Below are 12,668 nucleotides of genomic sequence, written 5' to 3'. Positions count from 1 at the left end.
CCGTACAACCGGGGCTCCAGGCCACCGAGGCCACGATCCGGCCCCCGTAGCTCAGTGGATAGAGCAGGCGCCTTCTAAGCGCTTGGCCGCAGGTTCGAGTCCTGCCGGGGGCACACAGCTCGCACCACTTTGAGGCCCTCCACCCCGGAGGGCCTTTTCGCTGGTCAGACGCACACTAGAGAGTGGTCCGTAGAGGCCGCGTAAGTGCCGGACCGGCCTCGGGAGGCTGTGAGGACGGTCCGGCACTGTCCGGCTGTCACCGGGTTTCTACGGGTGGCCACGGAGAATGCACGGAGAAGTTCTCCGTGCCCCGTCAGCCCACGTCAGGCAACTCGGGGAGGTCCTCACCCGCTTCCATCCGCTTCTTGAGCTCGGAGAGCTGACCTGACACACAGCGGGCGTAGATGGCCAGCAGGATCGGCACACTGTTCCCCGCCCACTCCGCGACCTGCGCCGGCGGGATGCCGTCGTCGAGCCACTTGGTCAACCGCGTGTGCCGCAGGTCGTACACCCGCTTGCCCAAGGGTGAGGCGAACTCATCAGGGGTGAGGACCTTGGCACGAGCGGATCGCCAGGCCCGGCGAATGACGGAGCCTGCGAGCAGCTCGCCCTTCTCCCCCTGGAACAGCAGATCGCTCGGCTTCAGCTCCTCGACCTTGATGTGCTCGCGCAGGATCCTCGTGAGGGAGGGGTGTCCAGGGACGACTCGGGTGTCGTCCGCGGCTCGCCCCTTCAATCCGCGCTTCTCGTGGATGGCTCCGCTGTCGGTCCAGTTCTTGCCGACCTCCGGCTGAGCCGTGTGGAGCAACAGCTCACACCACTGGTCCGCAGCGTCCGGGTCGGGTAGCCGAATGTCCCGCACCCGCATCGCCACTGCTTCCTCGGGGCGCGGGCCGGCGTAGTAGAGCAGCGCGAAGAATGCGTGCAGTCGGGGACCACCGCGGGAACGGCCGCGCACCCAGCCCAGCAGCCGAGCCGCCTGGCCCGTGTTCAGGATTGCCCGCTTGTCCACCGCTGACGATGTCGGCGGCGCGGTCCCCCGGCCCTTCGGCAGGGGGTTCGTCCGCAGGACCTTGCGCTTCACAGCGTGCTCCATGGCGACATTGAGAACGCGTCGATTGCGCTTCACGGAGCTGGCGGCGGCTCGCGTGCCGTCCAGCCGAACGTCGAACGCCCGCAGAACTCCGTCCACCTTGGCCGGGTCCTCCCAGGCCGACATGGACAGCGTGTTCCGTTCCACCCACCTGAGGATGGCCGACACCTCCGGCGGTGCCTCCTCGCGCCGCTTGGTGTTGAAGGCGAACTCCCGGAGCGCCGTGCGCACGTCGACGGGCCGGAAGCCTGTCGGTGGTGTGCGCAGCAGAGCAACCGTGGTGGCCGTCAGCGCCTTGGATGTGTTCTTCCGGCTGTTGCCGGCCGTCCGATCCCATTGGAGGTCGGCGAACTGGACAGCGAAGTCGTACCAGTTCACGGCCGTGGCACCCGTCTGATGGGAGACGGGCCGCCCCGTGCTGAAGCTGAACGCCTCCCCGCGCCGGGTCGCGCTGACCAGCTCGGAGCGGAAGGCGTCCGCGAGTGCTCGTGTCGCGAACGGGGCCCGCTGCTCGTTGCCGTCCAAGGTCCACCGCACGGTGTACGTGGTACCTCGTGCCCCTTTGTACGTCGCGATCTTCCAGACCTTGACGTTGTACGTCGTTTCCATCAAGCAGCGTCCTCGTGGTCGTCGAGCCAGTTGTCCAAGTCGCTCCGCCGTACGCGCAGGTCGCCGTTCGGGAGCTTGATGCAGCGGGGGGCGCGGCCCTTCTGGCGCCAGTCGTAGAAGGTCGATCGCGAGACGTGCAGCTCTTCGCAGACTTCGGGGAGGGTGAGCATCTTGGGGGTTCTGGTCCTGCTGGGCATTGGGCGTGCCTCCTCGGCCGTGCCTCTTGTCCTTGGGGGATCCGCAACATCCGCCACGCCGCAACAGTGCAGGTCAGCGGCCTGAATCTGTGGCGGATGCCGATTCTGTTGCGGATAGGTGCCGCCACGGCGCGGGTGCGGCGGCACCTATCGGGCAGGTGGTGTCAGACCACGCTGCGGAGGGCGGGTGTGGCGGATTCCGCAAACATGTGGCGGGTCCCAGGAAGGGGTTCCGCCACAGATTCACCCTCGTTGACCTGCGGTGTTGCGGATGTTGCGGATGTTGCGGATTCCTGGGAGTTGGGGCGGCAGTAGCGGTTCCACGCGTCGGTGAGGTCTTCGGCGTAGTAGCCCTTGGGGGTGGTGCTGCCTACCCGGATGCCCTTGGGCTTGATCGGGGTGTTGTCGGGCCGCACGTACTGGCTCAGGAGCTTGGACAGCCGTCGGGCGGTGAGCGGCTTGATGGCCTGTCCGTCCTCGCTCAGGTCGTCCCAGGGAGCGTCGTCGAGGGAGAGGAGGACTTCGAGGATGGCGGCGGTGGGCATCTTGTCGACGCCGCAGAACACCTTGTCCCGAAGGTCGGTCAACAGCCGCACACCGAGGGACGCTTCTTCGTTGCTGCTCGCGGCCTTGATGAGTTCCGTGCACGCCTTGCGAGCCCGTGCCGGCCAGTCCCCGCCGGCAGCATCAGCGACCGCGAGGAGCGGCTCCCACACGTCGGCCGGCCGGTCGGTGACCCCTTCGGGCATCTCGGGCCACGCGTCGGCGACCTGGTCGTGCAGGGTGGCGGTCCACTCTGCGAGCCGGTCCCGGAGGACGTGGCCCTGCTTCTCGTGGACGCGGCGCCGGTAGGGCTCGCACTTCTCGTTGGGGGCCTTCTTGCGCATGCGGATGATGACCGACCTGGTCAGGATCGTGTCGGGCAGGGAGCCGAGTCCGGCCATGGCGACCGCGCAGAACGAGGGGAAGAAGGCTGCTTTCTGTTCGGATCCGTCTCCGACACAGCGCAGGGACTTCGCGCCACGTCGGTAGCCGGAGTTGAGGAAGCCGCGGACTTCCTCGTTCCCGCCCGCCTTGGGCCCAAAGACGGTGTCGATCTCGTCGAAGAGGAGGGTGGGTGTTCCCTCGTCTGCGGAGACGAGCCGGAACAGCGCGTTCGCGGAGGCATTGACGGTAGTCGCCGCGCGGGGCGTGAGGGTTTCGATGATCTCCAGGGCCCGTGACTTCCCGGAGCCCGGTTCGGGGCTGAGAAAGGCGATGCGGGCCGTGCCGTCGAGAGCGTCCATCAGGTGTGCGTGTGCGTCCCACAGCGCTACGGCAACGTAGGCGTGTTCGGTGGGAAAGACGTTGAAGCGTCGGTGGAAGGCCTCCACTTCGTCGAGGAGGGCGGCACCGTCGATGGGCGGGGCGGTCGGTGTGGCGTTCATGCGGCGGCGCCTTCCTGGTCGGCACGGAGCGGGCAGCGGGCTTTGTGGTCAGCGTGGTCAGCGATCAGGGCCAGGACCTTGCGGTGTCCGGCCGCGAAGAGGTTGCGGCCGCACTCACAGACGCTGGTCGCGCTCGGGGTCGCGCCGCGGGGAGCGCTGATCGTGAGCCACGCGATGGGGTAGCGGCCGTCTCCGGTCTGCTGGTCAGGGCGAACAGCAGTGGGGACGGCCTTACGGCCGACGACTTTCGGCGCACCACCGCCGGAAGCTGCGCGGGCCGGTCCGGCGAGGCTGGGGCCGGATGTGGGTGGATGGCTTTCCAAGCGGGGCCGGGGCGGGGTGCTCATGCCGTCTCCCGGGGCCGGGCGGTGCGGATGGAGCTGTCCAGGGCGCTGCGGATGGTGGCCCGGCACTCGGCAGCGGTGAGCCCCCGGGCCTCTCCCGCCCCTTGGAAGGCTGCTTCAACCTCGTGCCGGGCCAGGTCGCCCCACGCGACGAAGCGCCCCACCTTGAATGCGGATCGGTTGAGCGTGTTGTTGCCCTGCTTCTCCGGCGCGGCGACGACCCGGTTGCACTCCCGCTCCAGCGCCGCTTTGCCCGCCCGACTGCCGCTGACGACCGGGGCAACCAGCGGCCCGGCCGGTGCGGGCCGGGCGGGCTGCAGCAGGCTCAGCAGCCATGCGGGCAGGGGTGCGACGGGGGCGGGGTCGGTCACCTCGTACGGGCCCGCTGTAGTGGTGCTGCCCGCGGCGACGACGTACCCGCCCCAGGCCCGCGTGTCCACCAACGGGGCAAGCGTCCCCGCGGTGTTGCCGAGCCGTACCCCTGGCGGGGCAGTGAAGTAGAGGTGCCGCCCTCCACCCGCGGTCCGGGTCCGGTAGGTGGTGGGGATGGCCTGTCCGGCGCGCTCGCAGAGCGCTTCGAAGGTCGTCACGCCGGAAGGCGTGTCCGTGCTGCTGTTGGGCTTGGGCATGTCGAGGTCGACGACGACCAGCCCGGACGGGCCCGTGGCGATCCCGACGTTGAACGGGCGGTCAGCCCAGGCCCGGCGGATACGGTCCGGTTCGGTGGTCGCCCGGTCCTCCCACTTGCGGTGCCCGCCGGCACATTCCCCGAGACCCGTGCAGACGCTCTCGCCATGGAGGGCCGGGCGCTTGTCGCCGGGGCGGAGAGGAAAGGCGTGCCAGCCACGTTCGGCGGCTCGTAACGCTGCTTCGAGCAGCGCGGTTTGTGCGTGGTGGGTCATGCTGGGTGTCTCCAGTTCTCTCTCGTGGGTGTTCTGGACGAGGGCGGTCCCGGACTTTGGCGAGGCGGGGCCGCCTTCGGCGTGTCTGCGTGGAAGTGCGACGGGACGTCATCGGCCGGCCGGTGTGGCGGCCGAAGGCACGTTGCCGCGGGAAGGGCGCCGGTGGTCGAAGAGCTGTCAGAGCTTCCGGCTACCGTCGCGGGATGATGAGCTACGGGATTCCCATAACGCGCGAAACGCTGGGGGCGTGTGAAGGGTGTGGCGTCACCGTCAGGTACCTAGGGGAAGCCGGACGCAAGAGCGGGCACTGCCCCAGCTGCAGCCGGATAGCTCGCCAAGGCAGGCGGTACAACCTCACCGCGAGTGACGTGCTAGCCATCCTGGATCTTCAGGGAGGCATTTGCGCCCTGTGCGGCAAAGGCCCTGAGGGGCAATCAACCGTCTCCTACTGGCACATCGATCATGATCACGACTGCTGTCCGCCCTCTGACGCAGGGTGGGCCATTGGTGGAGGGTGCGTCCGGGGCCTGCTGTGTATCGGATGCAATACCCGGGGCGTTGCCTGGTACGAAGTCCTTCCCGAAGATCGAAAGGACTGGCAACGCATGAACCACTACCTGAGCGATCCACCAGCCCGTCGCCTTCACGCTGCTGGACGGCTGAAGTTCCGCTCACCCTTCTTGGTAGAAAACTGTGAGTACCGCAGGCGCTTCGTCGAAGGCTGACCGCTCCGACTGCGCTATGAGTAAGCACAGATGAGTGTCAGCCGTGGTTGATGGTGCCGTTGGCCTTGCCGAACATCCCGGTCGCGGTGATGTTCTGCGTGATGTGTGTGCTGCCCCGGCCGGTACCAGTGGCGGCCTTGCCGAGCCGGAGCAGGATGGGGACGCCGATGGCTGCGGCGGCGATGAGGGCGACGGCGGCCCAGAGGGCTTCACTCATGGCGATCAGTCCCGGGGCTGCGTAGGAGAGTCCGATTCCTGCGGCGGCGATGCCCCCGCCGATCGTCGGGGTGAGGAGTGCGGTGGTCTTGGCCCATGCCGGGATCGGCTGCGCGACCGGAACTGGCGGCGCGGGTGGGGCCTGTGCCGGGGTGTAGGCGAGGGTGCGGATGCCGCCGGGCAGGGTGACCATCTGCACCCCGGGCGGGATCTCGGAGGGCAGCATCACGGGCCCCTCGGGCGCGGGGAGGTAGCTCGGGTACCCGGCCGGGGTGGGGGTCGGGTAGGCGGGTGCGGGGGTGCGGGTGGTGATCTCGTACGCGGTCTCCGGGTACACAAGGGGCTCCCTTCAACGCGTCGGGCGGCACCCGTGGTGGTGGGTGCCGCCCGTTCGCGTTGTGACGGTGCGTGGTCTTAGTGGTTAGTGGCTACTGGTTACTGGCAAGCGGAAAGAGCCCTGTCAGGGCCTCTGGTTGCCAGTAGAAGGGCGTTCTACTGGCTACTGGAAAGTTGCCACTATCCAGTAGCCAGTAGCGCTCTGTGAGGCGCTCAGGCGTGCTTGGGGTGGACGTACACCGAGTGCGGTCCGTTGTCGCGGTAGATCAGTTCGCCTCGCTCGGCCGCTGCCTTGAGTGCGGCCCGCACGGCCTGGCGGCTGCGGCGGACGAGATCGGCGACGGCGGACGGCTTCATGCCGGCCGGGCCTGCGGCCTTGATCGCGGCGACCGCATCGGCCACCCATGCCGGTCCGTTCTCGTCGTCGCTGTCGCGGAGCGCGGACAGATTCAGCCCCGCCGGTGCCGGAGGCGGCTCCGGCGGATCCTTGGGTTCGGGGGCGGTCGCGAACTGGGCATCGATCTGCTCCATGAACGCCCGCACGGCCGCATCTTCATCGGTCGCCGGCGCGCCCGGTTCACTACGGAGCGCCGACAGATTCAGCCCGCCCGACACGGACTCGCCACTCTGCTCGGTGGCCGCCGGGGCGTTGGCCGGGTCCCGCATCCACGCGGTGCGCTCCGGATCCCACCGGGAGGCGTAGGCGGTGCCCGCGGCTTTGGTGGAGACGTCGTCGAGGGTGGGGTGCATGTCGGTGGTGGCGTGGACGATGTCGCGGATCTGGTTGGGCAGGATCCGCCAGTTCTTGAACAGCGCCGCCGTGGACTCGGGGGTGCCCATGAATCCGGCGCCCTTGAACGGGGCCTGGTCCACGCGCAGTCCGCGGGTGCCGGGGAAGACCTTGCTCAGGTCCATGCCCTCCACCTCGCCACCGGTGAGGCAGACCCGGGCCTTGGCCTCACGGCGGATCATCAGGTTCCCGAGCACGGACCCGGTCGCACCCAGGGCCGTGAGCACGGTGCGGACGCCCATGGCGCGGAGCATCCGGATCACTTCGAGGATCTTCTTTGCGAGGGCCTTCATGGACCGGTCGGTGCTGGTCAGGATCTCCGCACCCTCGTCGATGACGAGCATGATCTGTGGGATCTTCGCGCTGATGGGGAGCTGGTCGGTGTTCTGCTGGGCCATCAGGTCCTGATAGGCGACCTTGCGGCGCAGTCCGATCGCCAGGGCCGCATCGAGCATCAGGGCGGCTTCCTCGTAGGTGGAGGCGAGCCAGTCGATGCCCGGCCGGACCCCTTCCACGGGGGCGCCGTTGGCGTCGAGTGCGGGGCGGACCCAGGACAGGCCGGCCGATCCGGCGTTCAGGTCGATGACCCACGTCAGGACGTCAGTGGTGCGGGCGAACCCGGCGAGGATGACGTGGACCATGTTCGTCTTGCCAGACCCGGTGGGGCCGACGACCAGCGCGCACTGCTCACGCAGGAACACGCAGATCTCTTCGGCGTTGGTGCGATACCCCCACGGGATGCCGGTGTAGATCGACAACGGGCTGTAGTCGGAGGGGTAGGTGCGCTCTTCGGAGAGCACGTTGACCGTGGTCACGTCGATCAGGACCCGGCCCTGGTGGATGCCCTGCGAGGCAACCGCCGTGCAGCCGTGCGGCAGCCTCGCATCAGCCGACAGCGCGGCGGAGTGCTGCGCGATCCGGTCGTAGGTGGTGCCGCCGGCAGGGAGTTCGGCGTCGATCGTGAAGCCGGTGCCGGTGGGCCAGATCTCCACCGCGACGATCCGCAGGGTGAGGTTGCAGACCCGCTGTACCCGGTCCACCCACTCCGCAGCGATCGCCCGACGCTCCGCCGACATTTCGCGGCTGACCTGCCGTTCATCGGCGGCGATGGCCTCCAGCTCGCGGGCTTCCTCGTGCAGGAGGGTGGAGCGGGCGGTGGCGCCGATCCCGACACCGATCGTGGCCAGGGACCCGAGCGCGGCCCACGTCAGGGGCCCCGTCGTCATGGCCCACGTCGTCCATCCGGCACCGACCAGCCACGATGCGGAGCGCATCGCGATGGTGCGGGCGGACAGGCAGTCACGCAGGGAACTGATGGTGTGGCCGATCGCGCCGGCCGCGCCGACGGTCAGGGCCCAGCCGGGCGGCATGCCGGTGGCCGCTCCGGTGGTGGCGACTGCAAGGGCTCCGGTGGTGGCAGACAGGGCGCCGGTCACGGGTCCGTGACCGGCAGCCCAGTCCCACACCGGCCCCGTGGAGGCGGTGTTGGTGGTCATGATCAGACGTTCCAGCCCTTCTCGGCCTCGGACCCGTTGCGCGGGTCCTCGTGGCGGGCGATGTCCTGCTCGTGCGACTGCCGGAACAGCGGCCCCATGTCCTCCGCAACCGCGACCGCGGACATGACGGCGCCGAAGATGTCGTTGAAGCCGTCCGCGACGTCCTTCTCCAGCGGGAACTCGCTGTCGGCCCGCTCGGCCAGGACCCGCATCACGTTCGCCACGCAGGTCAGCGCGGCCGGGAGCCCTTCGACCATGGCGAGGATCTCCATGGCGTTCTCGGGGTCGTACTGTCCGGCCGCGGACTCCATCTCCGCGGCGTACTCCTCGAACCGGAATCCAGACACGTTCTCTCCCTCACTCGCACTGGTGGTGGGTGCTGCCGGCGTCGGCCCGGTGGGCCGCTCCGCCGTGTCGCCGACCTGATCGGCGTTCTCGGCCGCCTCGGTATCGATGGCGGCTTCCTCGTCCTGCAGGGCGGCGTGAATGGCGTCGTCCCTGCCGTTGCGCTGTTCCTGGGCGGTGCGGGTCATCCGGGCGTAGAGGCGACGTCCGGGGTACTGGAGCCAGGCCCAGCCGAGCTTCCGGCCCAGCGGGGTGGAGACCAGGCCGACCAGTCCGAGCGCCCCGGCGAGCAGGGCAGCGAAGAGTCGACGTCCCTGGAACCGAGCCGCGGACCGGCGCAGGGCCTTGCGCGCCTTCCTGCGGGCCGGTGCCTTGCGGACCGTGTCCCGGCCGGCGGCGACCGCATCGGCTGCCCGCCGGTCCCGGGCCGCCCGGTTGCGGTCGATGACCGCGCTCTTGGCTGCGCTGACCCGGCCCGCGGCCTTGCTCACAGACCGGCCAAGCGGCCCCTTACGCGCCTGGGACGCCGACCGGGCCGCGCTCTTCACGTCCCGGCGGGCATCCGCCAGGGACCGGCGCGCACCAGCCGTCTCAGACCGGCGGCCGGCACGCGACGCGGGCGACGTGCGGGCCGCGTCGCGCAACGCCTTGACCTGCCCCGCACGGCCCCGCGCCCCACCCCCGGCACCGGCCGTGGTCTGCCGGGCCGGCGTCTTACTGACGCGGGCCGTGCTGCTCTTCGACAGCCCCGGCTTACCGTTGCCGAGCAAGGAACCAGCTCCCGCACGGCCGGACTTGCCCCCGCGATGACGTGCGGTCTTACTGGTGCCGGCGTTCCCGTTACGAGTCTGGCCCGGCACCCGACCCGTCCCGATGTGGCGGGACGATCGGCCGGTGGAGCCCGTACTGCTCGCGAAACGCTGAGTGGCGGCGGCCTTGCGGGGCTTCCTCTTCTTGCCCCGGTGCTTGCGGGCGGCGGTGGCGGTGCCGAGGACGACAGCGCCGGTTGCGGCGACGGCCAGGGCGGCCGGTCCGCCGACCAGCGCAGCCGCGGCGAGCAGGGACGTGGTGGCGTTGGTGCCGGTCACCGCGAGCGGGACGACCGGCCAGCCGCCCGGGGTGTGGTCCACCGCGGCTGCCGGTGTGGGCTTCTGCTTGGGTGCAGGGGGCGGGGTGTTGTCGGGGGTGGCCGCAGGGGCCACTACCGGGGTGATGGTGGTGTCGGTCATGCTGAGTGCACTCCTTCGCGGAGTTGGGGGCCCGGTGCGATCTGTGGTGGAGAGGGCCGGGCCCTGCGAACTTTCAGGCGGCGCACTGTTCTTCGGGGTAGGCGCAGGGCACGCACATGCCGAGGGAGCGCGGGATGCGATATCCGGCGTCCCTGCGGCAGTTCGGGCAGACCTGCTGGGCGGTGTTCGCCTTGGCGAGCGCCGCTCGTTTGGCCGGTGTCATCGGGCGGACCGGCTTGGCCCGGTCGATGCGGTAGAGGTAGGCGACCAGCGGGCCGCGGCGCTTGCGGGGCCGCTCCAGCACAGCGGCGACGTCCTGACCGCCGGGCCGCAGCCCGCAGGAACGGAGCTGCCGGAAGGTTGCGTAGCCGTCCGGGGCCAGGCGCCACCGGTAGACCGGCAGAGTGCTCACCGGGCGCCGCCGAGCGGGACCGGCCGGATGCGCCACGGAATCTCGGAGACCGGGACCGGTGCCGCGCAGCACGTGGCATCGGATGTCCACCCGTCACGCGGGGCGCCCTCGGCCTCGGCCGCGATCTCAGCACCGTCCCGCGTGGCGTGCACGCTGTGCACGTCCCCGAAGCGGAGAAGGATGTAGACGCGCTCGGCCCGGCCGTGCTGCTTGCGGGTGGCGCGCAGCAGCATCCGCAGCGCCTGACGGTCCTCGGTGTCCAGGAGCGACTGGCCCCGCAGGGCCTCCATCTCCCCTTCGAGCCGTGCAGCGTCGGCGCGGGCGGAATCGAGCGCAGTTCGCAGCTTCTCAACGTGGGTCTCGGCCCGGATCGCGGCGTCGTTGGCGAGGTCCCGTTCCAGCTTGTGCTGCTCGCCCTTGATACGAGCGGCCGTGGCGGCTGCCTTGGCCTGGGAGAGGTCGGCGCGCAGAGCGTCGAGCGTGCGGGTGCGAACCGGGGTGATCATGCGGAAACTCCCTCAGAGACGGGGGCGGGGGTGGTGTCGCGCAGTTCCTGGTAGCGGGTGGAGGTCCAGCCGATGGACCAGCCGGTCAGCTCGGCCGCGGCCCGCACCGCCAGACCCGCCTCGAACGCGGCACGCACCGTTGCCCGCGCCTTCTCCTCGGACTGCTTCTCCGTCGCGGGGCCGGCCGCCAGCAGCGCGGCCCGTTCACGCTCGGCCCGCTCCTGCCGTACGGCGCGTTCACGGTGTTCACGCTGCTCGCGCTCAAGACGCTCAGCAGCACGGCGCTGGGCGGCCTCTCGCTCAAGGCGTTCACGCTCTACCCGCTGCTGTTCACGCTCGCGTTCACGGCGTTCACGGATCTCCCGCTCGCCACGCTCCCGAGCCTCGGCCCGCTCGCGCTCCTCCGCCCGTGCGGCCTGCTCCCGGGCGGTCTGTTCACGGGCCAACAACGCTTCATGCTCACGCTGCTCACGCACCAACTGGGCGGCGTGCTCGCGCTCCTCCCGGGCCCGCCGCTCGGCCGCCTCACGACGCTCTGCGGCGGCTTGCTCGCGCTCTGCCTGCTCGGCCTTCTGCCGGGCTTCCTGCGCCCTCAGGGCAGCGGTAATGGCCTGGCGGTAGGCGAGACCAGTCTCAGCGGTGACAATGAGCAGGAGCGGGGCGACCGCGTGCACGGCCACTCCGACCAGCTCTTTCCTCAGTGCGGAGTCGGCCACGTTCAACGCGAGGGTCATGCAGCCAGTCATCCACCGCAGCGCGACCGGCCACCTGCCGCCGTGCCCACCGAGGCGGGCCAGGACCGCGTCCAGGCGGACAACGATGACGACCGCGGCGTCCACCACCAGGGGCAGAATCGGCGCGGTCCACTTCCATCCCTCGGGCGTGTGCTTCTCCATGAGCGGCGTCACCGTGAGGATGGAGAAGAGCATTGCCCCGCCCACGATCAGCCACGTGCCGACGGACAATGCGCGTTCTGCTGAACGGATCTGAACGCTGTTCACGACACCGCCCCCGCTCGTGAACACGGGCCCGACGCGGGCTTCATGACCGTGCTCGGCCTACGGTTCACGACGGCCCCCGTTCCCACCACGCTTGCGGTGCAGGGCCAGGAGGTGAACACAGCCGAGGCTCACGAGCATGTTCCACAGGAAGTGCGCCCACGGCGGCAGCGGCAGCAGCCACGACACCACGCATGCCGCAACCAGCAGTGCGCCGCCGTAGCGCAGCCACCACGCGCCAAGACCGGCGTTCGGGGCGCTCATGTGGCCACCTCGCACGGAGCGAGCTGCTCGGCCGCTGCCTGCCGCTCTCCGTATCCGATCAGCCGGACGGTGACACCACCCACGGTCGTTTCGGCGATCAGCCACGTCAGGGGGCCACCGATCTCCTGCTCCCTGGACACCGCCGCGTAGCTGATACCGAGCGCCGACCGCCAGACCTCGAAGTTCTTCTCTCCGCGGTCGCCGTGGAACGACAGGACCAGCCGGTCCGGGTAGAACGTGGACACGTTCACGTCCGCGGCCGGCAGATCCGGGAACCGCTCCACGAGCGAGTCCAGGGCCGCCACCGCGGCGGCCAGGCCGTTCATCGTCTGCGTCCTCATGCCGCCACCGCCGTACGGGCGGTGCAGTCGCTGACCGGGCGGCGGACCGTACGGCGCGGGCGCCGACCGGACGGGCGCGGCTGCTTCAGCGGCAGCGTGCGGAGCAGGGACTCGGCGTACGCGGCCGTCTCGGGGTCGCTCTCCTGGAGCTCCGCGAGAACCTCGTGGGCGACGTCCAGCCGGGCCGTCCGGTCCATCGGGGACTCGGCGGCAGTGCCGATGAACAGCTCCAGGTCGATACCCAGGGCCAGTTCGATGAACTCAGTGCAGGTAACGGGCTCGCGACCAGCAACGATGGTCTTCATGGGTCGTTTTCTCCTGTCGGTAGGACGGCCCAACAACAGCGGCCCCGGTGTCTCACCACCGGGGCCGCGCGCCGTCTGCGGGTGAAGCAGGAAGAGGTGTTCCGGCTCCCCTCTGCCCCGCCCGTACGGCCCC

15 protein-coding genes and 1 tRNA gene are annotated in these 12,668 nt (G+C 70.0%); 2 read left to right on the top strand and 14 right to left on the bottom strand.

What is annotated here, in order from left to right; translation table 11 throughout:
- Positions 1 to 40: 40 nt before the first annotated feature.
- A tRNA-Arg gene (locus OG584_RS23655) sits at positions 41 to 113 on the top strand.
- Between the two features lie 200 nt (positions 114 to 313).
- Here OG584_RS23655 and OG584_RS23650 read toward each other — a convergent pair.
- The 5 genes from OG584_RS23650 to OG584_RS23630 all read right to left on the bottom strand — a co-directional run bounded on the left by OG584_RS23650 (position 314) and on the right by OG584_RS23630 (position 4,572).
- Positions 314 to 1,702, bottom strand: a complete 1,389-nt coding sequence (locus tag OG584_RS23650; protein WP_405780728.1) for a tyrosine-type recombinase/integrase — start codon at positions 1,700 to 1,702, stop codon at positions 314 to 316.
- Positions 1,702 to 1,899 (bottom strand): helix-turn-helix transcriptional regulator, encoded by a 198-nt coding sequence (locus OG584_RS23645; protein ID WP_405780727.1) that lies wholly within the window; start codon positions 1,897 to 1,899, stop codon positions 1,702 to 1,704. The genes OG584_RS23650 and OG584_RS23645 overlap by 1 nt, the downstream gene beginning before the upstream one ends.
- 164 nt (positions 1,900 to 2,063) lie before the next feature.
- The gene (locus tag OG584_RS23640; RefSeq protein WP_405780726.1) at positions 2,064 to 3,326 is read right to left on the bottom strand and encodes a DUF3631 domain-containing protein; all 1,263 of its coding nucleotides are present in this window, start codon (positions 3,324 to 3,326) and stop codon (positions 2,064 to 2,066) included.
- On the bottom strand, positions 3,323 to 3,673 hold the full coding sequence (locus OG584_RS23635; protein ID WP_405780725.1) for a hypothetical protein: 351 nt from the start codon (positions 3,671 to 3,673) through the stop codon (positions 3,323 to 3,325). The genes OG584_RS23640 and OG584_RS23635 overlap by 4 nt, the downstream gene beginning before the upstream one ends.
- The gene (locus OG584_RS23630; RefSeq protein ID WP_405780724.1) at positions 3,670 to 4,572 is read right to left on the bottom strand and encodes a bifunctional DNA primase/polymerase; all 903 of its coding nucleotides are present in this window, start codon (positions 4,570 to 4,572) and stop codon (positions 3,670 to 3,672) included. The genes OG584_RS23635 and OG584_RS23630 overlap by 4 nt, the downstream gene beginning before the upstream one ends.
- Positions 4,573 to 4,775: 203 nt before the next feature.
- Between OG584_RS23630 and OG584_RS23625 the strand changes: the two genes are divergently transcribed.
- Entirely contained in the window at positions 4,776 to 5,297 is a 522-nt protein-coding gene (locus OG584_RS23625; RefSeq protein ID WP_405780723.1) for an endonuclease domain-containing protein, read from the top strand.
- 37 nt (positions 5,298 to 5,334) lie between these two features.
- Here the strand turns inward: OG584_RS23625 and OG584_RS23620 are convergent, their stop codons facing one another.
- The 9 genes from OG584_RS23620 to OG584_RS23580 form a co-directional block, all read right to left on the bottom strand.
- On the bottom strand, positions 5,335 to 5,850 hold the full coding sequence (locus tag OG584_RS23620; protein ID WP_405780722.1) for a hypothetical protein: 516 nt from the start codon (positions 5,848 to 5,850) through the stop codon (positions 5,335 to 5,337).
- Between the two features lie 212 nt (positions 5,851 to 6,062).
- The gene (locus OG584_RS23615) at positions 6,063 to 8,135 is read right to left on the bottom strand and encodes a hypothetical protein (RefSeq protein ID WP_405780721.1); all 2,073 of its coding nucleotides are present in this window, start codon (positions 8,133 to 8,135) and stop codon (positions 6,063 to 6,065) included.
- Positions 8,136 to 8,137: 2 nt separating this feature from the next.
- Positions 8,138 to 9,709 (bottom strand): hypothetical protein, encoded by a 1,572-nt coding sequence (locus OG584_RS23610; RefSeq protein WP_405780720.1) that lies wholly within the window; start codon positions 9,707 to 9,709, stop codon positions 8,138 to 8,140.
- A gap of 73 nt (positions 9,710 to 9,782) precedes the next feature.
- Complete coding sequence (locus tag OG584_RS23605; protein ID WP_405780719.1) at positions 9,783 to 10,121, bottom strand: RRQRL motif-containing zinc-binding protein; 339 nt, start codon at positions 10,119 to 10,121, stop codon at positions 9,783 to 9,785.
- Entirely contained in the window at positions 10,118 to 10,627 is a 510-nt protein-coding gene (locus tag OG584_RS23600; protein ID WP_405780717.1) for a hypothetical protein, read from the bottom strand. The genes OG584_RS23605 and OG584_RS23600 overlap by 4 nt, the downstream gene beginning before the upstream one ends.
- On the bottom strand, positions 10,624 to 11,628 hold the full coding sequence (locus OG584_RS23595; protein WP_405780716.1) for a DUF2637 domain-containing protein: 1,005 nt from the start codon (positions 11,626 to 11,628) through the stop codon (positions 10,624 to 10,626). The genes OG584_RS23600 and OG584_RS23595 overlap by 4 nt, the downstream gene beginning before the upstream one ends.
- Positions 11,629 to 11,685: 57 nt before the next feature.
- On the bottom strand, positions 11,686 to 11,889 hold the full coding sequence (locus tag OG584_RS23590) for a hypothetical protein (protein ID WP_405780715.1): 204 nt from the start codon (positions 11,887 to 11,889) through the stop codon (positions 11,686 to 11,688).
- Positions 11,886 to 12,230, bottom strand: a complete 345-nt coding sequence (locus tag OG584_RS23585; protein WP_405780714.1) for a hypothetical protein — start codon at positions 12,228 to 12,230, stop codon at positions 11,886 to 11,888. Before OG584_RS23585 ends, OG584_RS23590 begins: the two co-directional genes overlap by 4 nt.
- Positions 12,227 to 12,535 carry a hypothetical protein gene (locus OG584_RS23580; RefSeq protein ID WP_405780713.1) on the bottom strand — a complete coding sequence of 103 codons (309 nt, stop codon included), beginning with the start codon at positions 12,533 to 12,535 and terminating at the stop codon, positions 12,227 to 12,229. The genes OG584_RS23585 and OG584_RS23580 overlap by 4 nt, the downstream gene beginning before the upstream one ends.
- Positions 12,536 to 12,668: the final 133 nt, after the last annotated feature.

The organism is Streptomyces sp. NBC_00859, assembly GCF_045161865.1.
In the GTDB taxonomy this organism is placed as follows: domain Bacteria; phylum Actinomycetota; class Actinomycetes; order Streptomycetales; family Streptomycetaceae; genus Streptomyces.
This window is presented reverse-complemented; position numbering and strand designations above follow the sequence as displayed.